The organism is Hymenobacter sp. BT559 (genome assembly GCF_017571525.1).
Lineage (GTDB): Bacteria > Bacteroidota > Bacteroidia > Cytophagales > Hymenobacteraceae > Hymenobacter > Hymenobacter ginsengisoli.
Window position 1 is genome coordinate 24,073 of record NZ_JAGETY010000005.1, and the last position, 23,506, is coordinate 47,578.

Here is a 23,506-nt window from a genome sequence, read left to right on the forward strand (position 1 = left end):
TTGCTGCGCTCAATGCGCCTAGGTTTGTCTGAAGGCTCTCGCTGTAGGTGCAGATGTGAGAGCAAACTTCCGAATCAAGGTTGATACTAGAGTTAACTCGCGTAACTACAATAGCTTACGTGTACATTTTTAAAATCTTTCCAATTGGCTACACCGCAAGCAACTGAGGCCGCCGAAGTCAAACACCTGACTGGGGCCAGTGAGCGAATCAATTTCGCCAAGATTAAGAAAGTTATCGAGTACCCGGACTTCCTGGACGTGCAAGTGCAGTCGTTCCAGGAGTTCTTCCAGCTCGAAACGGCCGCCGCTAGCCGTACTAATGAGGGTTTGTTCAAGGTGTTTGCCGAGAACTTCCCGATTTCGGACTCGCGCGAAAACTTCGTGCTGAACTTTATCGATTACCACGTCGACCCACCCAAGTATACGGTGGATGAGTGCATCGACCGTGGCTTGACGTACGCAGTGCCGCTGAAAGCGAAGCTTCAGCTCATTTGCAACGACAAGGATAACGAGGACTTCCAAACTATTGAGCAGGAAGTTTTCTTGGGCAACATTCCGTACATGACGGAAAAGGGCTCTTTCGTTATCAACGGTGCCGAGCGCGTTATCGTATCGCAGCTGCACCGCTCACCGGGCGTATTCTTTGCCCAGAGCAAGCACACCAACGGTACGAAGCTGTATTCGGCCCGTATTATCCCGTTCAAAGGCTCGTGGATTGAATTCGCCACGGACGTGAACAACGTGATGTATGCGTACATCGACCGCAAGAAGAAATTCCCGGTTACGACGCTGTTGCGTGCTATCGGCTACGGTACGGACAAAGACATTCTGGACTTGTTTGGCCTGAGCGAAGAAGTAAAAGCTGATAAGAAGAGCCTTAAAAAGGCCGTTGGCCGCAAACTAGCCGCCCGTGTGCTTCGCACCTGGACGGAAGACTTCGTGGATGAGGATACCGGCGAGGTAGTTTCTATCGACCGGAACGAAGTGCTCTTGGAGCGCGACTCGACTATCAACGAGGAAGACATCGACACTATCGTGGAGGCCGGCGCCAAGTCGGTAATTCTGCACAAGGAGAACGTAAACATTGCAGACTTTGCAATCATTTACAACACCTTGCAGAAAGACAACTCCAACTCGGAGAAAGAAGCTGTTGAGCAGATTTATCGTCAGCTCCGCAACACGGAAGCTCCCGACGAAGAAACTGCCCGCGACATCATCCAGAAGCTGTTCTTCTCGGATAAGCGCTACGACCTCGGTGAGGTTGGGCGCTACCGGATTAACAAGAAGCTTCAGATTGGCATGGACCAGCAGTCACGCGTACTGACCAATGAGGACATCGTTCTCATCGTGAAGTACCTGATTGGCTTGATTAACTCGAAGGCCATTGTCGATGACATTGACCACTTGAGCAACCGTCGTGTGCGCACGGTAGGGGAGCAACTCTACGCCCAGTTCGGTGTGGGCCTAGCCCGTATGGCGCGAACCATCAAGGAGCGCATGAACGTGCGCGACAACGAGGACTTCAAGCCGGTTGACCTGATTAACGCCCGCACGCTTTCGAGCGTGATTAACTCGTTCTTTGGTACCAACCAGCTGTCGCAGTTCATGGACCAAACTAACCCCCTAGCCGAGGTGACGCACAAGCGCCGCGTATCGGCGCTAGGGCCGGGAGGTCTGTCGCGTGAGCGCGCTGGCTTTGAGGTACGTGACGTACACTACACGCACTACGGTCGTCTTTGCACTATCGAAACGCCGGAAGGCCCGAACATCGGTCTGATTTCGTCGCTTTGCGTGCACGCTCGTGTGAACTCAATGGGCTTCATCGAGACGCCCTACCGCACGGTAGAAAGCGGCACGGTAGACATGACCGAGAATGTGAAGTTCCTGACTGCTGAAGAAGAAGACACGCACCACATTGCCCAGGCCAACTCGTTGCTCAACAACGAAGGCAAGCTGACGCAGGAATTGGTGAAAGGCCGCTTTGAAGGTGACTTCCCGGTTGTTGGTCCGGAAGAGTATTCCTATATGGACGTTGCTCCGAACCAGATTGTATCGGTAGCTGCTTCGCTGATTCCATTTTTGGAGCATGATGACGCCAACCGTGCGCTCATGGGCTCGAACATGCAGCGCCAGGCAGTACCCTTGCTGCGCCCACAGGCTCCGATTGTGGGCACGGGTCTGGAAGGCCGTACGGCTATCGACTCGCGTGCACTCATCATTGCGGAAGGCGAAGGGGTAGTTGACTCGGTAGACGCTAACCGCATCATCATCAAGTACGACTTGTCGGAAGATGACCTATCGGTAAGCTTCGATGCTGAGCGCAAGTCATACAGCCTTATCAAGTTCCGTCGTACCAACCAAGATACCTGCCTCAACCTCACGCCGCTGGTGAAAAACGGTGAGCGTGTTACTAAAGGCCAGGTGCTTTGCGAAGGCTATGGCACTAACCGTGGTGAGCTGGCCTTGGGTCGTAACATGCAGGTGGCGTTCATGCCGTGGCAGGGTTACAACTTCGAGGATGCTATCGTTATCTCGGAGCGTGTAGTGCGCGACGATATCTTCACCTCAATTCACATTGAGGAGTTTGAGCTGGAAGTACGCGAGACTAAGCGTGGCGAAGAAGAGCTGACGTCGGAAATTCCGAACGTGAGCGAAGAAGCTGTGCGTAACCTCGACGACAACGGCATCATCCGCCTTGGCGCTGAGGTTCGCGAAGGCGACATTCTCATCGGTAAGATTACGCCTAAGGGCGAAACTGACCCGACTCCGGAAGAGAAACTGCTCCGCGCCATCTTCGGCGACAAAGCTGGCGACGTGAAGGATGCCTCGCTTAAGGCACCGCCCTCACTCAACGGTGTGGTTATTGGCACCAAGCTGTTCTCGCGTCCTAAAAAGGACAAGAACCTGCGTGCCAAGTCGAAGAAAGAAGTTGAAGACCTAAAGGAAGGCTACGCCCGCGAACTCCGTGGCGTGAAGGCTATCATGATTGATAAGCTAGTAGCTCTGCTGGAAGGCAAGACTTCGCAAGGCATCAAGCACCGCTTTGGTGACGAGGTGCTTGCTAAGGGCGTGAAGTTCAACCGGAAGAACATCAGCGAAGCGCTGTTCCCCGATAAGAACGCCTACCGTGACGAAAGCAACTACGCTGTTCCGGAAGAAGTAAACCTCTTCAAGGACTTGCAGCTGGACCACTGGACGGCCGACAACCGCGTGAACGAGATGCTACAACAGCTCATCAAAAACTACGCGAAGCGTCGCAATACCATCACCGCTCGCTTCAAGCGCGACCGCTTCACGCTGGAGGTTGGTGACGAGCTGCCCGCCGGCATTGTGCAGCTAGCCAAGGTATACATCGCCAAGAAGCGCAAGCTGAAGGTGGGTGATAAAATGGCTGGTCGTCACGGTAACAAAGGGGTAGTAGCCCGCATCGTACGCGATGAGGATATGCCCTTCCTGCCCGATGGCACGCCGATGGATATCGTGCTTAACCCGCTCGGTGTACCTAGCCGTATGAACATCGGCCAGATTTACGAAACCGTACTCGGTTGGGCTGGTCTGAAACTGGGTCGTACGTACGCTACGCCGATTTTTGACGGTGCTACCGAAGCTGAGGTTGCCAAGGAACTGACGGAAGCAGGCCTGCCCGACTGGGGCCGGGCGTATTTGCACGACGGCCTGACAGGCGATCGCTTCGACCAGCCGGTGACCGTGGGCGTGATTTACATGCTCAAGCTGGGTCACTTGGTTGACGACAAAATGCACGCTCGCTCTATCGGGCCATACTCGCTCATTACGCAGCAGCCGCTGGGTGGTAAAGCGCAGTTTGGTGGCCAGCGCTTTGGCGAGATGGAAGTGTGGGCATTGGAGGCCTTCGGTGCTTCCAACGTGCTGCAGGAAATCTTGACGGTGAAGTCGGACGACGTGGTAGGCCGTGCCAAAGCATACGAAGCCATTGTAAAAGGCGACGTACTGCCCAAGCCGAATATCCCCGAGTCGTTCAACGTGCTTATCCACGAACTGCGTGGCCTAGCCCTGGAGATTTCGCTCGACTAAGCAACATGCCGGGGTTGGCTGCACCTGTAGCTGACCCCGGTAAAGGCTTGCTAGGGCACCTTTTTAATAGTAAAAGTTAAAAAGCAACTGATACGAAACAGCTATCCCGAGACAGGTCAGGGTAGTAAAAGGAATCGGACGCTTAGAATATAGAGTGAGTACTAAGGCCTGACGGAAATCTACTGCGCGGCGTACCTGTCCGACCCGCAGAGCACTTTTCGTAGCGTCGAACTGTTAGAACAGACTCTAACAGCTAAAAGCCAAACAGCTAACAGCTAATAAATCAACCTAATGGCTTTCGCAAAAAACAAGAAGTTAGTACAGGACTTCTCGAAAGTTACCATCTCGCTAGCCTCGCCCGAAGCAATTCTGGAGCGTAGCACCGGCGAAGTGGTAAAACCCGAAACGATTAACTACCGCACGTACAAGCCCGAGATGGGTGGCTTGTTCTGCGAGCGGATTTTCGGGCCGGTGAAGGACTGGGAGTGCCATTGCGGCAAATACAAGCGCATCCGCTACAAGGGCATCATCTGCGACCGTTGCGGCGTGGAGGTGACTGAGAAGAAGGTGCGTCGTGAGCGCATGGGCCACATCGAGCTGGTGGTGCCCGTAGCCCACATCTGGTACTTCAAGAGCCTGCCGAACAAAATCGGCTACCTGTTAGGCCTGCCTACCAAGAAGCTCGACCAGATTATCTACTACGAGCGCTATGTAGTAGTGCAGCCCGGCGTGCAAGCCGAAGAAGGTGTGCAGCAGCTCGACTTCCTCACGGAGGATGAGTACCTGGACATCATCGATAAGCTACCCCGCGAGAACCAGATGCTGCCCAACGAGGACCCGCAGAAGTTCATCGCCAAGATGGGTGCCGACGCGCTGCAAATGCTGCTCGAACGCATCAACCTCGACGAGCTGAGCTACTCGCTTCGCGATTCGGCTGCGCACGAGACTTCGCAGCAGCGTAAGGCTGAGGCCCTGAAGCGTCTGCGTGTAGTAGAAGCTTTCCGTGACGCCGCTACCCGCGTGGAAAACAAGCCCGAGTGGATGGTAATCCGCATGGTGCCGGTTATTCCGCCGGAGCTGCGCCCACTCGTTCCGCTGGATGGTGGCCGTTTTGCTACCTCCGACTTGAACGACCTGTACCGTCGCGTTATTATCCGCAACAACCGCCTCAAGCGCCTGATTGAAATTAAGGCTCCCGAGGTGATTCTGCGTAACGAGAAGCGCATGCTGCAAGAGGCTGTCGACTCGCTCTTCGATAACTCGCGTAAGGTGAACGCCGTGCGCGCCGAAGGCAACCGCGCGCTGAAGTCGCTGTCCGATATGCTGAAAGGCAAGCAGGGCCGCTTCCGTCAGAACCTGCTCGGTAAGCGTGTTGACTACTCGGGTCGTTCGGTAATCGTCGTTGGTCCTGAGCTGAAACTGCACGAGTGTGGTCTGCCCAAGAACATGGCGGCCGAGCTGTTCAAGCCGTTCATCATCCGTAAGCTCATCGAGCGCGGTATCGTGAAGACGGTGAAGTCGGCTAAGAAAATCGTGGACCGCAAGGACGCCGTAGTATGGGACATCCTGGAGAATGTACTGAAGGGCCACCCCGTGCTCCTCAACCGTGCTCCTACGCTGCACCGTCTGGGTATCCAGGCATTCCAGCCGCGCCTCATCGAGGGCAAGGCTATCCAGCTGCACCCACTCGTTTGTACGGCCTTCAACGCTGACTTTGACGGTGACCAGATGGCTGTGCACGTGCCGCTAGGCCCTGCTGCTATCCTGGAAGCCTCGATGCTCATGCTGGCGTCGCACAATATCCTGAACCCTGCCAACGGCGCGCCCATCGCGGTACCGTCGCAGGACATGGTTCTGGGTCTGTACTACGTAACGAAGGGCAAGCGCTCGACGGAAGATGAGAAGATTCAGGGCGAAGGCCGTATCTTCTACTCAGACGAAGAAGTAGTTATCGCCCTGAACGAAGGCCAGCTGTCGAAGCATGCATACATCAAGGTGAAAACTATGGTGCGTGATGCCAACGATGACCTGGTGCCGAAAATCATTGAAACTGTAGCCGGCCGCGTGCTCTTCAACCAGCTCGTGCCCAAGGAAGTAGGTTTCGTAGATGAACTGCTGACTAAGAAAAAGCTGCAGCAAATCATCTCGATGGTGTTCAAGCGCACGGGCATGGCCCGTACCGCTCAGTTCCTGGACGACATCAAGACGCTAGGTTTCCAGTCGGCTTATAAAGGCGGCTTGAGCATGGGTCTGGGTGATATCCAGATTCCGAAGGAGAAAGACATTCTCATCAAGCAGGCGCAAGCCGATGTAGCTGCCGTAACGCAGAACTACCAGATGGGTCTGATTACGAACAACGAACGTTACAACCAGGTAATCGACGTTTGGACGCGCATCAACTCGCAGATTACGGAGACGCTGATGGGTCGCCTCGAGAAGGAGAACCAAGGCTTCAACTCTATCTACATGATGATGCACTCGGGCGCCCGTGGTTCGCGCGAGCAGATTCGTCAGCTCGGCGGTATGCGTGGTCTGATGGCCAAGCCCCAGAAGTCGCTCCAAGGTTCGGTAGGTGAGATTATCGAGAACCCGATTCTGTCGAACTTCAAAGAAGGCCTCGACGTGATCGAGTACTTTATCTCGACGCACGGTGCTCGTAAGGGCCTAGCCGACACGGCTATGAAGACGGCTGACGCCGGCTACCTGACCCGTCGTCTGGTTGACGTATCGCAGGACGTTATCGTAAACGAGCCGGATTGCGGCACGCTGCGCGGTACCGAAACCTTCGCGTTGAAAGACAACGAGGACATCGTGGAGCCGCTGTCTGAGCGTATCCTCGGCCGTACGGCTGTGCACGATATCATCGACCCGCTGACCGACGAGCTGATTCTGGCCGCTGGTGAGCAAATCACGGAGGAAACCACCCGCCGCATCGACGCTACGGCTATCGAGTCGGTTGAAATCCGCTCGGTACTGACTTGCGAAAGCAAGCGCGGTATCTGTGCTAAGTGCTACGGCCGTAACCTGGCCACTGGCCGCATGGTGCAGAAGGGCGAAGCAGTAGGTGTTATCGCCGCACAGTCGATTGGTGAGCCTGGCACGCAGCTGACGCTCCGTACCTTCCACGTAGGTGGTACGGCTTCGAACATTGCTGTAGAAGCTAACATCCGCGCCAAGTTCAGCGGTGTGATTGAGTTTGAAGATATCCGTACCGTAGCTGGGGTCAACGCCGAAGGCGGGGCTACCAACGTGGTAATGGGTCGCTCGGGCGAAATCCGCATCGTGGAAAAAGGCACTGGTAAAGTGTTCATTTCGAATCACGTTCCCTACGGTTCGTTTATCCTCGTGAAGGAAGGCGATACGGTAGAGAAAGGCCAGGAGCTCGTTAACTGGGACCCCTACAACGCCGTTATTTTGGCCGAGTTTGATGGTACCGTACAGTACGATGCCCTGACCGAAGGCATTACGTATCGTGAAGAGACCGACGAACAGACGGGCTTCCGCGAGAAAGTAATCGTTGAATCGAAGGACAAAGCGCAAAACCCGTCGGTAATCCTACTTCCGGCAAAAGGCGCTGACGCCGATGCTAATAAGTCGTACAGCATGCCGGTAGGAGCTCACTTGAATGTCGAGAACGGCACGAAGGTGAAAGCCGGCCACATCCTGGCGAAGATTCCGCGTGCCGTGGGCAAGACCCGCGACATTACGGGTGGTCTGCCCCGCGTAGTTGAACTGTTTGAAGCTCGTAACCCGTCGAACCCGGCCGTTGTATCGGAAATCGATGGTGTTGTGACCTACGGTTCGGTGAAGCGTGGTAACCGCGAAATCTTCGTAGAGTCGAAAGACGGCGTGAAGCGGAAGTACATGGTGCCGCTGTCGAAGTTTATCCTCGTGCAGGACAACGACTTCGTACGGGCCGGTGCGCCGCTCTCCGATGGTGCTATCACTCCGAACGACATCCTGAACATTCAGGGTCCGGGCGCAGTGCAGGAATACCTCGTGAACGAGATTCAGGAAGTATACCGCTTGCAGGGTGTGAAAATCAACGACAAGCACATTGAAGTTATCGTCCGCCAGATGATGCAGAAAGTGCTCGTAATGGACGCCGGCGACACCAGCTTCCTCGAGAACCAACTCGTTGATAAGGTATCGCTGATGGAAGAGAACGACATCGTAATCGACATGAAAGTCGTGACCGATTCCGGCGACTCGACCGAGCTGCGTCCGGGTCAGATTATCTCTTCCCGCAAGCTGCGCGACGAAAACTCGTCGCTCCGCCGCCGCGACCTTAAGCTCGCCGAAGTGCGCGACGCCCAGCCGGCCGTATCGCGGCCCACGCTGCAAGGCATCACGCAGGCTTCGCTCGGCACGGCTTCGTTTATCTCGGCTGCTTCCTTCCAGGAAACGACCAAGGTGCTCAGCGAGGCTGCTATCCGTGGCAAAGCCGACGAACTGCTTGGCCTGAAGGAGAACGTGATTGTCGGCCACCTCATCCCGGCTGGTACTGGCTTGCGCGAGTACCAGGGCATCGAGGTATCTTCGAAAGAAGAGCAGGCTACCAAGCTCGCTACCCAGGCTGCCGAGCAAACAGCGACGCCCACCAAGCGTCCTTCGCGCGCCAAGCGTGAGACGACGGTGCAGGAATAACGATTGACGTAGGTTTGTAAAAGAAACCCCCGGTTGGCGCAGGCTAGCCGGGGGTTTTTGCGTTGAATGTGCCTGGGTAGGCGTGCCCAATACCAATTATTGGGGCTGGCAGGGCTAATATTGACTGTTGGTGGATGCGGCCCTTGTAGCACACAGCTTGTCAGGCAGCACTGCATTCCATCAGCGTAATTAAGTTGAAAAAGCGAACTCTTATCCACGACATTGCCAAGCACTTAGAGGTATCTATTGCGACTGTTTCCCTGGTGCTGAATGGCAAGGCCAAGGAACACCGCATCAGCGACGCCCTGGCCACGCGCGTGCTGAAGTACGTGGAAGAAGTAGGTTACAAGCCCAACCAGCTAGCGAAAAGCCTGCGCACGGGTAAAACGCACGTTATCGGCTTATTGGTTGAGGATATAGCTAACCCGTTTTTTGCTACGGTGGCCGGGCTCATTGAGCGGCACGCGCTGGCGCGGGGCTACCACATTCTGTATTGCAGCACCGAAAACGACACCGCCAAGGCTAAGGACCTGATTGCCATGCTGCAAGACCGGCATATTGATGGCTATATCATTGCGCCGCCGGCCGGAGTGGAAAAGGAAATAGAGGCATTACTGAGAAATGGTATTCCGACCGTGCTTTTTGACCGCTACCTGCCTAGCGTACCCACCGATTATATTGTGGTAGACGGCGAAGCCGGTGCCTACGAGGCCGCCTGCCATTTGCTCGACCAGGGCCTGAAGCACGTGGCATTTCTCACCACCGAGTCGGACCAGACGCAGATGGCCGCCCGCCTCGGGGGCTACGCGCGCGCCATGCAGGCGCATGGGCAGCCACTCACGGTGCAGCGCATTCCGCTAGCCTTCGAGGGCGACAAAGAGCATAGCGTGGTGGCCATCGGCCAGTTTTTAGAAGACAATCCGACGTGCGAGGCCATTATTTTTGCGAATAACTCCTTGACTGTCTATGGCCTGGAGGCAATAGCGCGGTTGAAGCGGCGCATTCCGCAGGATGTGGCTGTCATTTCCTTCGATGACAATGACTTGTTTCGGCTGCACTCGCCGCCCATTACGGCGGTAGCACAGCCCGTGGAAGCGCTGGCCGAAACTCTGATAAACGTGCTACTAGACGGGCTGGATACTACCCGCCTCACCCCGCCCGACCGGCAGCAGATAGTACTACCGCTCTCACTGGTGGTGCGCGGCTCTTCGGTGCGCTAGGTCGCTAGTTTGCATTAGCAGCTGAAAGATAGGTGCCAGGGCACAGCAGTGATTTTCCGGTAAATGCCGGGAATTCAGATTGGCTTTTCGACCAGCTCAGTACCTTTGGCGGATGCTATTTCCGTATCAGAGCTAAAAATTAGCCCTAGCAGGCGGCGGCTAGTCAGCTACTTGGCTATCCCTCATACCTGGGCTTGCCTGCGGCGGAACCCTTGCTGACAGCTGCTGGCCGGCGTACGCGCCCAATAGCTGAGCACGCCTGATAAGCTACCGGGGAGGCTAAATGCACGATGTATTCACCCAACCTTTCAATATCTAATGGCAAAGTATCTGACAACTGGTTGGGGTAGGGCCATGCGACGGGGGCTAGCCGGGCTGCTAGCCAGTGCGGCGGGGCTGCTGCCGCTGGCTAGCCTTGCACAGCTCTACACTGCTAAGAACTACGTGGCCATCGCGCCGGGTAGCTCGTCGGCTACGGTTGTGCGGGCGGCGGCTAAGGTGGTGCCCTCGCCACGGCAGCTGCGTTGGCAGCAGCTAGAGCGCACTGGCTTTATTCACTTCGGGATGAACACCTTCACCAACAAAGAGTGGGGCGATGGCACCGAAAGCCCGGCGTTGTTTAATCCTACTGCGCTCGACGCCCGGCAGTGGGTACGGGCCTGCAAAGAAGGGGGCATCAAGCAAGTCATTATTACGGCCAAGCACCACGACGGCTTCTGCCTGTGGCCCTCGAAGTTTACCAAGCACTCGGTGCAAAGCAGCCCCTGGAAAGGCGGCAAGGGTGACGTAGTGAAGGAAGTAGCCGAGGCCTGCCGCGAATACGGCCTGGGCTTTGGCGTGTACCTGTCGCCCTGGGATAGAAACTCGCCTTATTTTGGCGATTCGGCTAAGTATAATAACTACTTTGTCAATCAGTTGACCGAGCTGCTTTCTAACTACGGGCGGGTGGATGAGGTCTGGTTTGACGGGGCTAACGGTGAGGGGCCTAGCGGCAAGAAGCAGGTGTATGATTTCAACCGCTGGTACGCGCTCATTCGCCGGTTGCAGCCGGCGGCAACCATCGCCGTGATGGGGCCTGATGTGCGCTGGGTCGGCACCGAGTCGGGCTACGGCCGCGAAACCGAGTGGAGCGTGGTGCCCACCGGGGCACAGCAGCAGGCTAGCATCGCCGCCAATTCGCAAAAAGAGGCCGCCTTTGCCCCTAAGAATATGATGGAGGACGACTTGGGTAGCCGCGCCAAAATCGCGCACGCGCCGGCCCTGGTCTGGTATCCGGCTGAGATTGACGTATCTATCCGGCCGGGCTGGTTTTATCATCCGGCTGAAGACGACAAGGTGAAGACGCCCGCGCAATTGCTTGATATCTACAACAGTTCGGTTGGGCGTAATGGCGTATTGCTGCTAAATATTCCGCCCGATAAGCGGGGTTTGCTGGCTGAGCCTGATATTAGTAGCCTAAAAGGTTTTAGCAACTTATTGGCAGCTACCTACGCTAACAATCTGCTGCGTGGCAGTACGGCAACTGGATTGAGTACCAACCAGACTGCCGCGTTGCTCGACATGAAGTATGACACCTATTGGACGACCCCTGGCCACGATACCACGGCTACACTCAGCTTTGCGCTGCCTGTTCCACAAACGATTGACTTGCTACAGCTTCAGGAAAATATTGCTGTGGGGCAGCGCATCGAAAGCTTCGTGCTGGAATACAAAAGCGGCGCTAAGTGGCTGCCATTGACGGCCGGCACCACGGTGGGCTACAAACGAATTCTGCCGTTTGCGCCCGTGCGGGCGCAATATGTGCGGCTGCGCATCACCTCCTCGCGGCTTAATCCTACGCTTTCGGCCATTGGACTATACAAGCAGGCCATGCCAACAGGTAAGTAAAATTCTTTGACTGTCAATAAGTAAGCTGCTCGCATGAAAAAAACTGTTCTTACCCTAGCCCTTCTGAGCGCGGCTATTGCCCGGCCGGCCCTAGCCCAGCAGCAGGGCATTCACCAGCAATCGACGGAGTACGAAGCGCCCACCGACCCGCTGGTGAAGCAGAAGCTGGACAAATGGCGCGACCAAAAGTTCGGCCTCATTCTGCACTGGGGGCTGTATGCCGTGCCGGGCATCATCGAGTCGTGGTCGATATGCTCGGAAGACTGGATTGAGCGCGACAGCACTATTGCCTATGAAGACTATAAAAAGCACTACTGGGACTACAGCAAGCAGTTTAACCCAGTGAATTTCAACCCAGAGCAGTGGGCTGGCGTGGCTAAAAAGGCCGGGATGCGCTACCTCGTGTTTACGACCAAGCACCACGACGGCTTCAACATGTTCGACACGAAGCAGTCGGACTTTAAGATTAGCAACGGGCCGTTTAAGGATAACCCGCGCGCCGATGTGGCCAAGTACGTCTTCGATGCTTTTCGCAAGGAGGGCTTTATGATTGGGGCCTATTTCTCGAAGCCCGACTGGCACTCGCAGGATTTTTGGTGGTCGAAGTACGCCACGCCCAACCGCAACGTGAACTACGACATCAAGAAGTACCCGTGGCGCTGGAAAAAGTATCAGGATTTCACCTACAACCAGATAAGTGAGCTGATGCACAACTACGGGAGCATGGACATTCTGTGGCTCGACGGCGGCTGGGTGCGCCCCAAGGAAACCGTAAACGCGGAAGTACGGGCCTGGGGTGCGCCAATTCCGGACTTCAGCCAGGATGTGAATATGCCGCGCATAGCCACGATGGCCCGCCAGGCCCAGCCCGGCCTGCTGATGGTAGACCGCACCGTGCACGGCCCCTACGAAAACTACCAGACGCCCGAGCAGAAAGTGCCCGACCACCAGCTGCCTAACCCTTGGGAAAGCTGCCTGACCCTGGCCAACAACTGGGGCTACGTGCCCAACGACGTGTATAAGTCGCCCACCACCATCATCCACTCGCTGGTCGAAGTGGTGGCGAAAGGGGGCAGCCTGCTGCTAGGGGTCGGCCCCAAGCCCGACGGCACCCTCGACCAGGAGGCCGTGACGCGCCTCGAAGCCATCGGCAAGTGGCTGAATGTGAATGGTGCAGCCATCTATAGCACCCGCTCGACGCCGCGTTACCAGGATGGCAGCACGTACTTCACGCAGGGCAAGAAGGGTACTCGCTATGCTATTGCCTGCCTGCCCGAGAAGGAGGCCGCACCCACAACGCTTACTTGGACCGGCAACGTGCCCAAAAAGGGTTCCAAGCTAACCCTGCTGCAAACCGGTAAGCCCGTGAAGTGGACCGCTACCGGCGACAAAGTGACCCTGACGTTGCCCGCCACCCTAGCCAGGCAAGCCGGGGCCTATCCGGCGCTGGCGTTCGCATTTGTAGCCGAATAAAGCTGCGGCGCCGGCCATATTCTATATGTTCTCATCCCGCTCGGTCATCCTTTCATGATAAAGTACTTCGCGCTCGGGCTAGCCGTGCTCAGTGCTACGGCCGCCGGCGCCCAGCAGGCCCGGCCGCTTTACCAGAACAGCCAGGCGCCCACCGAGGCGCGGGTGCAGGACCTATTGGGCCGCATGACCACCGCCGAAAAGGTGGGCCAGCTCTCGACGCTGCTAGGGTGGGAGATGTACGAGAAGGCGGGCAAGCGCGTGACGACCAGCGCGGCCTACCGCAAAGCGGTAGATGAGCGCCACATCGGGGCGCTGTGGGCCACGCTGCGCGCCGACCCCTGGACTAAAAAAACGTTGCTGACGGGCCTCAACCCCACCCAAGCCGCCGAGGCCACCAACGCCTTGCAGAAATACGCCGTGGAGCACACGCGGCTGCACATTCCGCTGCTGCTGGCCGAGGAGTGTCCGCACGGCCACATGGCCATCGGCACCACGGTATTTCCGACGTCCATCGGCCAGAGCAGCACCTGGGACCCGGCCCTGATTCGGCGCATGGCGGCTGCCATCGCCACCGAGGCGCGGGTGCAGGGCGCGCACATCGGCTACGGACCGGTGCTGGACCTGGCTCGCGAGCCGCGCTGGTCGAGGGTAGAGGAAACCTACGGCGAAGACCCGGTGCTCAACAGCCGAATGGGTGTGGCGATGGTGCAAGGCTTTCAGGGGGCTAGCCTTAAGAGCAGCGCCAACATCGTCTCGACCCTCAAGCACTTCACAGCCTACGGCGTGCCCGAGGGCGGGCACAACGGCGGCAGCATCAGCACGGGCCAGCGCGAGCTGTTTCAGAGCTATTTGCCGCCGTTTCGGGCGTCGGTAAAAGCCGGGGCGCAGTCCATTATGACCGCCTATAACTCCATCGACGGCGTGCCGTGCTCGGCTAACCCCTACCTGCTCACGGAGGTGCTGCGGCAGCAATGGGGCTTCCAGGGCTTTACGGTGTCGGACCTCGGCAGCATTTCGGGCCTGGTGAATAACCACCACGTGGCTGCCACAGCGCCCGAGGCCGCCGCGCTAGCCCTCAACGCCGGCCTCGACGACGACCTGAGCGGCTACGGCTACGACAAAGAATTGCTGGCGGCCGTGGAGCAAAAGCTGGTGACGGCCGAGGCGCTCGACCGCGCCGTGGGCCGCGTGCTGCGCGTGAAGTTTGAGATGGGCCTGTTTGAAAACCCCTACGTAGACCCCGCTAGGGTTGCCAAGCAGGTGCACACCCCGGCCAACATACAGCTAGCCCGGCAGGTAGCCCGCGAGTCGGTGGTGCTCCTCAAGAATGAGAAGGACCTGCTGCCGCTAGCCAAAACGCTGCAGCGCATTGCCGTTATCGGCCCCAACGCCGATAATATTTACAACCAGCTCGGCGACTACACCGCTCCCCAGCCCGAAAGCAACGTGGTGACGGTGCTTGAAGGCATTCGGGCCAAGTTGCCGGCCGCGCAGGTAACCTACGTAAAGGGCTGTGCCATTCGCGACACGGCCAGCGCTGACATTGCCGCGGCCGTGGCCGCTGCCAAGCAGGCGCAGGTAGCCGTGGTAGTGCTAGGGGGCTCCAGCGCCCGCGATTTTAAAACCGAGTACCAAAGCACCGGCGCCGCCACCGTGACCGCCGGTGGGCAGCAGGTGAGTGACATGGAGGCGGGTGAGGGCTACGACCGCGCCTCGCTAGACCTCCTGGGCAAGCAGCAGCAACTCCTACAAGCCGTGGTGGCTACCGGCACGCCGGTAGTGGTAGTGCTCATCGAGGGCCGGCCGCTGAACCTGAACTGGATGGCCGCCCACGTGCCGGCCCTGCTCGATGCCTGGTACCCCGGCCAGGAGGGCGGCCATGCCGTGGCCGACGTGCTGTTTGGCGATTATAACCCGGCCGGCCGCCTGCCCATCTCGGTGCCCAAAAGTGTGGGCCAATTGCCGGTGTATTATAATGCTAAGCGCCCCACCACGCACGACTACGTCGAGGTCGATGCAAAGCCGCTCTACAGCTTCGGCCACGGGTTGAGCTACAGCAAGTTCGAGTATACTGACTTGCTGATTAGCCCCGTCGAAACGGCCGGCGCGGTGCGCATCGCGGTGCGCTTCAAGGTTAAAAATACCAGCGCTCGCCTTGGCGACGAAGTGCCTCAGCTGTATCTGAGCGACGATGTCAGCTCGGTAGTGACGCCCGTGAAGCAGCTCAAAAAATTTCAGCGCCTGACGCTGCGGGCAGGCGAGCAGCAGGAGGTAGCCTTTGAGTTGGGAGCGGAGGACCTGATGCTGCTCAACAGCCGCATGAAATGGGCAGTTGAGCCCGGCTCATTTACTGTGCAGGTGGGTGCTTCATCGGAAGATGTGCGGCTGCGCGGGCAGTTTACCGTGGGCCACGCAATAGAGGACATTGCGTGGTAGTGGAGCCCCCATCCATAAAAAACGCAGCCCATGAACAAGCTTTTTTTCCTCATCGCGCTAGCCCTGCCTACGCCTCTGCTAGCCCAGCAAACCTGGACTATTGCCAAGCAAGAGCTGCTGTTCACGGCCCCGCCGTTTCGCCAATGCCACGCTTCTACGCTGGTCGAGGTGGCCAAAAATAAATTTTTGGTGGCCTGCTTTGGCGGGTCGCAGGAAAGCAAGCCCGACGTAGCTATCTGGCTCACAGCCTTTGATAAAAATGGAATTTCGCCGCCGCGGCAGATGGCCGATGGTGTGGTGCGCGACACGCTGCGCTACCCAGCCTGGAACCCGGTACTGTTTCGGCCGCGCGGGGGCGACCTGCTGCTCTTCTACAAAGTGGGCCCGAACCCCCGCGAGTGGTGGGGCATAGTCAAATCATCTCCCGATAACGGCCGCACTTGGTCGGCGGCGCGGCGGCTGCCGCCGGGCGTGCTGGGGCCCATCAAAAACAAGCCGGTGCAACTGGCTGATGGCACCATCCTAGCCCCGTCGAGCGTGGAGGAGGCTAGCGGGCACTGGACCGTGCACCTCGAAAAATCGACCGATGGCGGCCAGACGTGGCAGCTCATTCCGGTCGATAACACGTCGGTGCTCGACGTCATTCAGCCCAGCATTCTCACATATCCGCATGGCCGCCTGCAGCTGCTGTGCCGCAGCAAGCAGGGAAAGTTGGTGCAAGCCTGGTCTGCCGACAATGGCGCCACCTGGGGGCCATTAACCCAGACGGCGCTGCTAAACCCTAACTCCGGTACCGACGCCGTAACCCTGAAAAATGGTACTCAACTGCTGGTCTACAATCCGGATGTGCCGGGTAAGGACTGGTTCAACGGCCGCAGCCAACTGCGCGTGGCCCAGTCGGCCGATGGCAAAAGCTGGCACGATGTGGCTGTGCTGGAAAATGGTACTACTGAGGAGTATAGCTACCCGGCTATCATTCAGGCACAGGACGGCTTGGTGCATATTACCTATACCTATAATCGTCAGAATATCAAGCATGTGGTGCTAAAGTCAGAGTAAGCATAGCCAGTTCGGGCATATCTATAGCGAGTAAATGACAAAACCAGTACTATCTGAGTTTTGTCATTTTTTTTTATTAGGCGGCGCACTTTTATAAAAAAATAACATAAGTCGCTTGACTTATGAAAAACTTTAACTTCATTTACAAAAAACTTGGTCCTTGCTCACGATGAGTTCATTGCTAGCTCTTGAAGAAACTTACCTCGCCCGCCTTAACAACGTGGAGCGGCGGAAGCATATTCAGAAGCTTAAAATAATCAAGCATCTGTATGTGAAGGGGGCCAAGACGAACGCAGACATTTGCAGCCGGTTTGCCATCAGCTCGCCCACCTCGATTGCCATTCTCAACGAGCTGGTAGCGGAGGGGCTAGTCGAGAAGCAGGGCCGTGGCAAATCGCTAGGGGGGCGCAAGCCGGAGCTGTACGGCCTGCGCGATGGGTCGCTGTTTGTGCTGAGCATTCACATCGAGCAGTTTAAGACCCGGATAGCTATTTTTGACAATAACAATCACATTGTCAATGGTATTCATTCATTTGCTATTGAACTGGCTACCGATTTGAGTGCGATTGCGCAAGTGCACAAACACGCGCAGGAGCTACTGCTAGCCTCCGGAATTGAGCTGAAAAAGCTGGTAGGGGTGGGCATTAGCATGCCGGGGCTGGTGGCGTCGAAGGAAGGCAACAACCACACGCACCTGCTCACGACCGGAATGGATAAGTCGCTGCAGCAGCTACTGGAAGAGCAGTTTGGCAAGCCCGTTTTCATTCAGAACGATGCCAACAGCGCGGCGCTGGCCGAGTACCGCTTCGGGCTGGCGCACGGGCTGCGCGATGCGCTGGTACTGTCAATGGACTGGGGCATCGGGCTAGGCATTATTCTCGATGGCAAGCTGCGCGGTGGGGCGCTAGGGTTCGCCGGCGAGTTTGGCCATATTCCGCTGGTCGATGATGGCGCACTGTGCCACTGCGGCAAGCGCGGCTGCCTCGAAACCGTGGCCTCGGGCAGCGCCATTGTGCGGCTGGCCAAGGCCGGCCTGAAGGCCGGGCAGCGCACGCTGCTCAGCCAGCTGCCGGCCTCCGAGCTGGAGCAGCTAGGGCCTGAGCAGGTGTACGAGGCTGCCCAGCAGGGCGACCAGTTTGCCATCAATACCCTAGCCGAAGTGGGCACCAACCTCGGCAAAGGCATTGCCATTCTGATTCAGCTTTTCAACCCCGAGCTCATCATCTTGGGCGGTAAGATTGCCCAGGCCAAGCAGTTCATTTTTCCGGCTATTCAGCAGGCTATCAATACGTACTGCATGGCGCAGCTGCGTGAGAAGACCACCGTGATGGTATCGGAGCTGGGCGATAACGCCGTGATTCTGGGCTCGGTGGCCACGGTCATGGAAAACATTTTTGAAAGCTACCTGGAGCTGGCTTAGGCTACCCCGCATTTTGCCTAAGCAGCTGATTGCTATTGATTCACTCGTTCTGACTTTCTTCTAAAACTCCTGGCTTTGCCCCTATGCAAAACGTCACGCTACCCATCATGACTCGCCTGAACCTCCTAGAGGAAACGCGTTTTGAAAAGCTGCCGGTGGCCGTGTACCGCGACAAGGAAACGGCTGCCGTAAAAGTGGCCGCGCGCATTGCGGCCATCATCAAGCGCAAGCAGCAGGCCGGCGAACAGGCCGTGCTAGGGCTAGCCACCGGCGCCACGCCGGTAGGGGTGTACGAAGAGCTGGTGCGCCTGCACCGCGAGGAGGGCTTGAGCTTTCGCAACGTGGTGACGTTCAACCTGGATGAGTACTACCCCATGCAGCCCACGTCGGCGCAGAGCTACGTGACGTTCATGCACGAAAATCTGTTCGACCACATCGACATTGCGCCGGAAAACGTGCACATCCCCGACGGCACGCTAGCCCCGGAAGACGTGGCCGCCTTCTGCCTCAACTATGAGCGCCAGATTGAGGAGGCCGGCGGGCTCGACCTGCAGCTGCTGGGCATTGGGCGCACGGGCCACGTGGGCTTCAACGAGCCGGGCTCGGCCCCTAACTCGGGCACGCGCCTGGTCACGCTCGACGACCTGACGCGCCGCGATGCTTCGCGCGACTTCGGGGGCAAAGAGTACGTGCCGCGCAAGGCCATCACGATGGGCATCGGCACCATCTTCCAGGCCCGCGAGATTTTGCTGCTGGCCTGGAGCGGCAAGAAGGCGCCCATTATCAAGAAAGCCGTGGAGGGCGAGGTATCGAGCGAGGTGCCGGCTACGTATCTGCAACTGGCTGAAAACGTAGAGTTTATTGTGGATGCCGAGGCGGCCGCCGAGCTCACGCGCTTCGACAAGCCCTGGCTGGTGAAGGACTGCGTGTGGGATGAGCAGCTTATTAAAAAGGCGGTTATCTGGCTCTCCAATACGCTGGGCAAGCCTATTTTGAAGCTCACCGACGAGGACTACAATGCTCACGGGATGGCGCAGCTGGTGACCGAGCAAGGGCCAGCCTATGCCATTAACATCCACATTTTCAATAAGCTCCAGCACACCATTACGGGCTGGCCGGGCGGCAAGCCCGATGCCGACGACTCGCAGCGCCCCGAGCGCGCCGTGCCGGCCAAGAAGCGGGTGGTCATTTTCTCACCCCACCCCGACGACGACGTGATTTCGATGGGCGGCACCTTCATCCGGCTCATCGACCAGGGGCACGACGTGCACGTGGCCTACCAGACCTCGGGCAACACGGCCGTGTGGGACGACGACGTGCTGCGCTACGTGGAGTTTGCCATCGACTTTGAAACCAGCCTGGGCAAAGATGCCGGCCCACTCCGCAGCGTGTACGAAAACATGCGCGAGTTTATTCAGCAGAAGCAAACCAACCAGGTTGATACGCAAGAGATTCGCAACGTCAAAGGCTTTATCCGCAAGAGCGAGGCTATTGCGGGGGCGCGTTACGCGGGCCTAGCCGACGACCACATTCACTTTCAGGCGCTGCCCTTCTACGAGTCGGGCAAGACGCTAAAGAACTCGGTGACGGATAAGGATATTGAGCTGACAATGGCGCTGTTGCAGCAGGTACAGCCGCAGCAGGTGTTCGTGGCCGGCGACTTTGCCGACCCCAACGGCACGCACGTGGTGTGCTTCAATATTGTGGTGGAGGCGCTGCGCCGCCTGCGTAAAACCGAGACCTGGGTGGCAGACTGCTGGATGTGGATGTACCGCGGGGCCTGGCACGAGTTTGAGCCCTACGAGATTGAGATGGCCGTGCCGCTGTCGCCGCAGGAGGTGATTCGCAAGCGCAACGCCATTTTCAAACACCAAAGCCAGAAGGATACGCCAGTGTTTCCGGGCGACGACGCGCGCGAGTTCTGGGTGCGGGCTGAGCACCGCAACCACGAAACCGCGCAGCAATACGACCGCCTGGGCATGGCCAACTACGAGGCCATGGAAGCATTCGTGCGCTGGCATTTTTAAGCTGAACCCGATGAGCAGCGACAAATACCTGGGCGTAGACATTGGCGGCACGAAGGTGCACCTGGGCGTAGTGCAGCACGGCCAGGTGGTGCAGGAAACGCGGTTTGAAACGCCGATGGATGCACCTCGGGAAGTGATTCTGGCCGAGCTGACGCGCCAGCTAGCCCCCCTGTTGACCGACGACGTGGCGGGCATCGGTATCGGGGTGCCGGGGCTGGTAGATGAGGTGAATGGTATCGTGCACAACGTGCAGAATATTCCGTCGTGGCGGGAGGTGCATCTGCGGCAGCACCTGGCCGGCCACTTCGAGCAGCCGGTGTATATGACCAACGATGCCAATGCCTTTGCCGTTGGCGAAAAGATGTATGGCCAAGGCCAGCCCTACGCCAATTTGGTGGGCCTGGTGCTGGGCACCGGGCTAGGGGGCGGCATCATCATCAACCACCAGGTGTATGGCGGCACGCTGGCCAGTGCCGGTGAGTTTGGCAGCGTGCCCTACCTCGACAAAACGCTGGAGGACTATTGCAGCGGCAAGTTTTTCGCGCAGCGCACCGGCCGGCCGGGCACCGAGTGGTACGCCCGCGCCCGGCGGGGCGACGCCGAGGCACTGGCCATGTACGCCGAGTTTGGCTGGCACCTGGGGCAGGCGCTGCACATCATCCTATATGCCCTGGCGCCCGAGGCTGTTATCCTGGGTGGCTCGGTGAGCAAGGGCTTTGAGTACTTCCGCAGCAGCCTGCACGAAAGCTTGGCCGCGTTTCCTTTCAAACAAGTAACGGAGCGGCTGGTCGTGGCGCCCTCGGCCCTCGGCAACGCCGCCGTGCTGGGCGCGGCGGCCCTCTGCCACATGAAACAGCTTACTTCTCACCACCCCGCGCTCGCGTCATGAAGAAGACTTTACTAGCCGCCGTAGCTGCCACGCTGAGCCTGGCCGGGCTAGCCCCGGTCCACAGCCAGCAGGCCCCTGTCAGCGCGGCCGGCATCGCGGTTATTCCGCAGCCGGTGCGGCTGGTGCCCGGCACGGGTCGCTTCGCGATTACGCCCGAGACCAAGATTTACGTGGGGCCCAAGAATGAGGAGCTGCGCCGCATCGGCCAGAGCCTGAGCGCCGAGATAGGCCGCGCTACCGGCGTAACGCCGCCCGTAGTGGCTGCCGCCCCGGGCAAGCAGGCTGCGGGGGCCATCCACTTAAAGCTTTTAGCGGCGCCCGATACTCTAGGGGCCGAAGGCTACACCTTGAGCGTGCAGCCGGGCCAGGTAGTGCTGGCCGCGCGCCAGCCGCAGGGCTTGTACCTGGGCACCCAGACTATCCGGCAGCTGCTGCCGCCGCAGCGTACGGCAGGGGCTAGCCTGCCCGCCGTGGAAGTGACCGACAAGCCCCGCTACCAGTGGCGCGGCATGCACCTCGACGTGAGCCGCCATTTCTTCCCGGTGGAGTTTGTGAAGCAGTACATCGACTACCTGGCTTTGCACAAGATGAACACCTTCCATTGGCACCTCACGGATGACCAGGGCTGGCGCATCGAGATAAAGAAATACCCCAAGCTGACCTCGGTGGGCGGGTTCCGCGAGGGCACGCTCATCGGCCACTACGGCGCCAAAGTGCCTGAATACGACCACGTGCGCTACGGCGGCTTCTACACCCAGGAGCAGATAAAAGAGGTGGTAAAGTATGCGCAGGACCGCTACATCACGGTGGTGCCCGAAATTGAAATGCCCGGCCACGCGCTGGCGGCGCTCACGGCCTATCCGGAGCTGTCGTGCACTGGCGGGCCGTTTCAGGTAGGGCAGACCTGGGGCGTGTATGACGACATTTTTTGCGCCGGCAACGACCAAACCTTCGCCTTTTTGCAGGATGTGCTGACGGAGGTGATGCCGCTGTTTCCGAGCAAAATCGTGCACATCGGCGGCGACGAAGCCCCTAAAACCCGCTGGAAAACTTGCCCCAAGTGCCAGGCCCGCATCAAGGCCGAGCACCTGAAAGACGAGCATGAATTGCAGAGCTACTTCGTGCAGCGCATGGAAAAATTCGTGAACAGCAAGGGCAAAACCATCATGGGCTGGGATGAAATCCTGGAGGGTGGGCTAGCCCCCAATGCGGCCGTGATGAGCTGGCGCGGCATGGAAGGCGGCACGGCCGCCGCCCGGCAAAAGCACCAGGTGGTGATGACGCCCGGCGAGTTTGTGTACTTCGACCACGCCCAGGGCGACCCTAGCCTGGAACCACTGAGCATCGGCGGCTACCTGCCGCTGGAGAAAGTCTATGCCTTCGAGCCCACGCCTAAGGAGCTGACGGCCGAGGAGCGCAAGTACATTTTGGGCGCCCAGGCCAACCTCTGGACCGAGTATATCCCGACCACGCAGCAGGCCGAGTACATGGTGCTACCTCGCATGTCGGCCCTGGCCGAAGTGCTTTGGACGCCGGCCAGCCTCAAAAACTGGGAGAGCTTCAAGGTGCGGATGCAGCCGCAGTACCAGCGCTTTGCCGCGCTAGGGGCCAATTATGCCAAGAGCGCCTTCAACGTGCGCCAGCAGTTTGTGCCCGACACCACCAAGGGCGGCGACGTGGTAAGGCTGCTGCTCGATGCCACCGGCCCACAAATAGTCTATACCCTCGACGGCTCGGCCCCAAGCCCGTCTTCCGCCATTTACAAGGGCCCCTTCACGCTCAGCAGCTCGGCCGTGGTGAAGGCGACTTCCTTTGAGAACGGCCAGCCCGCCGGCAAGACCACGACTACCAAGCTGCTCGCCCACAAAGCCCTGGCTGCCCCAACCCGGCTAGCCAGCGCGCCCAATAAAAACTACCTGGCCCAGGGCCCGCTCACGCTGGTCGATGGCCTGCACGGCTCGCTGAGCCACACCGATGGGCGCTGGCTAGGCTTTCTGGGTACTGACCTGATGGCCACTATTGACCTCAAAAAGACCGCCGAAGTCAGCAGCTTGCGCAGCACGTTCTTGCAAAAGCTCGAAGACAAAATACTGCTGCCCAGAGTGCTGGAAGTAGCCGTGTCGAATGATGGCCGCACTTACAAAACGGTGTACACCGGGCCGGTTGAGGCGGCCCAGTCTGGCACCAGCATCGGCGAAGTGAAAGCCGACTGGAAGAAAACCAAAGCCCGCTTCGTGCGCGTCACGGCCAAGAATGCCCAGCCGCTAGCCCCCGGTACCACACCCCAAGACACCGATACCTGGCTATTTGCCGACGAGCTGGTGGTTGAGTAACCCATTGCTTGCCACCTGCTAACTGGCCTGCTTGCCCGTTTGCCCTCCCCTAAAAATCAACC

11 protein-coding genes are annotated in these 23,506 nt (G+C 58.3%); all 11 read left to right on the top strand.

Annotated elements, in window-relative coordinates; translation table 11 throughout:
- Positions 1-186: 186 nt before the first annotated feature.
- The gene (gene rpoB, locus J4D99_RS08280; protein ID WP_208131479.1) at positions 187-4,053 is read left to right on the top strand and encodes a DNA-directed RNA polymerase subunit beta; all 3,867 of its coding nucleotides are present in this window, start codon (positions 187-189) and stop codon (positions 4,051-4,053) included.
- A gap of 291 nt (positions 4,054-4,344) precedes the next feature.
- A complete protein-coding gene (gene rpoC / locus J4D99_RS08285) occupies positions 4,345-8,700 on the top strand; it encodes a DNA-directed RNA polymerase subunit beta' (RefSeq protein ID WP_208131246.1) in 4,356 nt (1,451 codons plus the stop codon).
- A gap of 194 nt (positions 8,701-8,894) precedes the next feature.
- Positions 8,895-9,920, top strand: coding sequence for a LacI family DNA-binding transcriptional regulator (locus J4D99_RS08290; protein ID WP_208131247.1), 1,026 nt, complete (start codon positions 8,895-8,897; stop codon positions 9,918-9,920).
- 318 nt (positions 9,921-10,238) lie between these two features.
- Positions 10,239-11,807 carry an alpha-L-fucosidase gene (locus tag J4D99_RS08295; protein WP_236018581.1) on the top strand — a complete coding sequence of 523 codons (1,569 nt, stop codon included), beginning with the start codon at positions 10,239-10,241 and terminating at the stop codon, positions 11,805-11,807.
- Between the two features lie 33 nt (positions 11,808-11,840).
- Positions 11,841-13,280, top strand: coding sequence for an alpha-L-fucosidase (locus J4D99_RS08300; RefSeq protein WP_208131248.1), 1,440 nt, complete (start codon positions 11,841-11,843; stop codon positions 13,278-13,280).
- A 54-nt stretch (positions 13,281-13,334) separates the two neighbouring features.
- Complete coding sequence (locus J4D99_RS08305; RefSeq protein WP_208131249.1) at positions 13,335-15,716, top strand: glycoside hydrolase family 3 N-terminal domain-containing protein; 2,382 nt, start codon at positions 13,335-13,337, stop codon at positions 15,714-15,716.
- A gap of 30 nt (positions 15,717-15,746) precedes the next feature.
- Positions 15,747-16,775, top strand: a complete 1,029-nt coding sequence (locus tag J4D99_RS08310; RefSeq protein WP_208131250.1) for a sialidase family protein — start codon at positions 15,747-15,749, stop codon at positions 16,773-16,775.
- Positions 16,776-16,944: 169 nt separating this feature from the next.
- Positions 16,945-18,195, top strand: coding sequence for an ROK family protein (locus J4D99_RS08315; protein ID WP_208131251.1), 1,251 nt, complete (start codon positions 16,945-16,947; stop codon positions 18,193-18,195).
- Between the two features lie 83 nt (positions 18,196-18,278).
- Positions 18,279-20,222 (top strand): glucosamine-6-phosphate deaminase, encoded by a 1,944-nt coding sequence (gene nagB, locus J4D99_RS08320; protein ID WP_208131252.1) that lies wholly within the window; start codon positions 18,279-18,281, stop codon positions 20,220-20,222.
- A 10-nt stretch (positions 20,223-20,232) separates the two neighbouring features.
- Positions 20,233-21,111 (top strand): ROK family protein, encoded by an 879-nt coding sequence (locus J4D99_RS08325; protein ID WP_208131253.1) that lies wholly within the window; start codon positions 20,233-20,235, stop codon positions 21,109-21,111.
- The gene (locus J4D99_RS08330; protein WP_208131254.1) at positions 21,108-23,444 is read left to right on the top strand and encodes a glycoside hydrolase family 20 protein; all 2,337 of its coding nucleotides are present in this window, start codon (positions 21,108-21,110) and stop codon (positions 23,442-23,444) included. Before J4D99_RS08325 ends, J4D99_RS08330 begins: the two co-directional genes overlap by 4 nt.
- The last annotated feature ends 62 nt before the right edge of the window (positions 23,445-23,506 follow it).

Bases quoted from the DNA above. Each gene is read 5' to 3' on its own strand.
- rpoC (WP_208131246.1), top strand. From the start codon at position 4,345: ATGGCTTTCGCAAAAAACAAGAAGTTAGTACAGGACTTCTCGAAAGTT.
- J4D99_RS08295 (WP_236018581.1), top strand. From the start codon at position 10,239: ATGGCAAAGTATCTGACAACTGGTTGGGGTAGGGCCATGCGACGGGGG.
- J4D99_RS08300 (WP_208131248.1), top strand. From the start codon at position 11,841: ATGAAAAAAACTGTTCTTACCCTAGCCCTTCTGAGCGCGGCTATTGCC.
- J4D99_RS08305 (WP_208131249.1), top strand. From the start codon at position 13,335: ATGATAAAGTACTTCGCGCTCGGGCTAGCCGTGCTCAGTGCTACGGCC.
- J4D99_RS08310 (WP_208131250.1), top strand. From the start codon at position 15,747: ATGAACAAGCTTTTTTTCCTCATCGCGCTAGCCCTGCCTACGCCTCTG.
- J4D99_RS08315 (WP_208131251.1), top strand. From the start codon at position 16,945: ATGAGTTCATTGCTAGCTCTTGAAGAAACTTACCTCGCCCGCCTTAAC.
- nagB (WP_208131252.1), top strand. From the start codon at position 18,279: ATGCAAAACGTCACGCTACCCATCATGACTCGCCTGAACCTCCTAGAG.
- J4D99_RS08325 (WP_208131253.1), top strand. From the start codon at position 20,233: ATGAGCAGCGACAAATACCTGGGCGTAGACATTGGCGGCACGAAGGTG.
- J4D99_RS08330 (WP_208131254.1), top strand. From the start codon at position 21,108: ATGAAGAAGACTTTACTAGCCGCCGTAGCTGCCACGCTGAGCCTGGCC.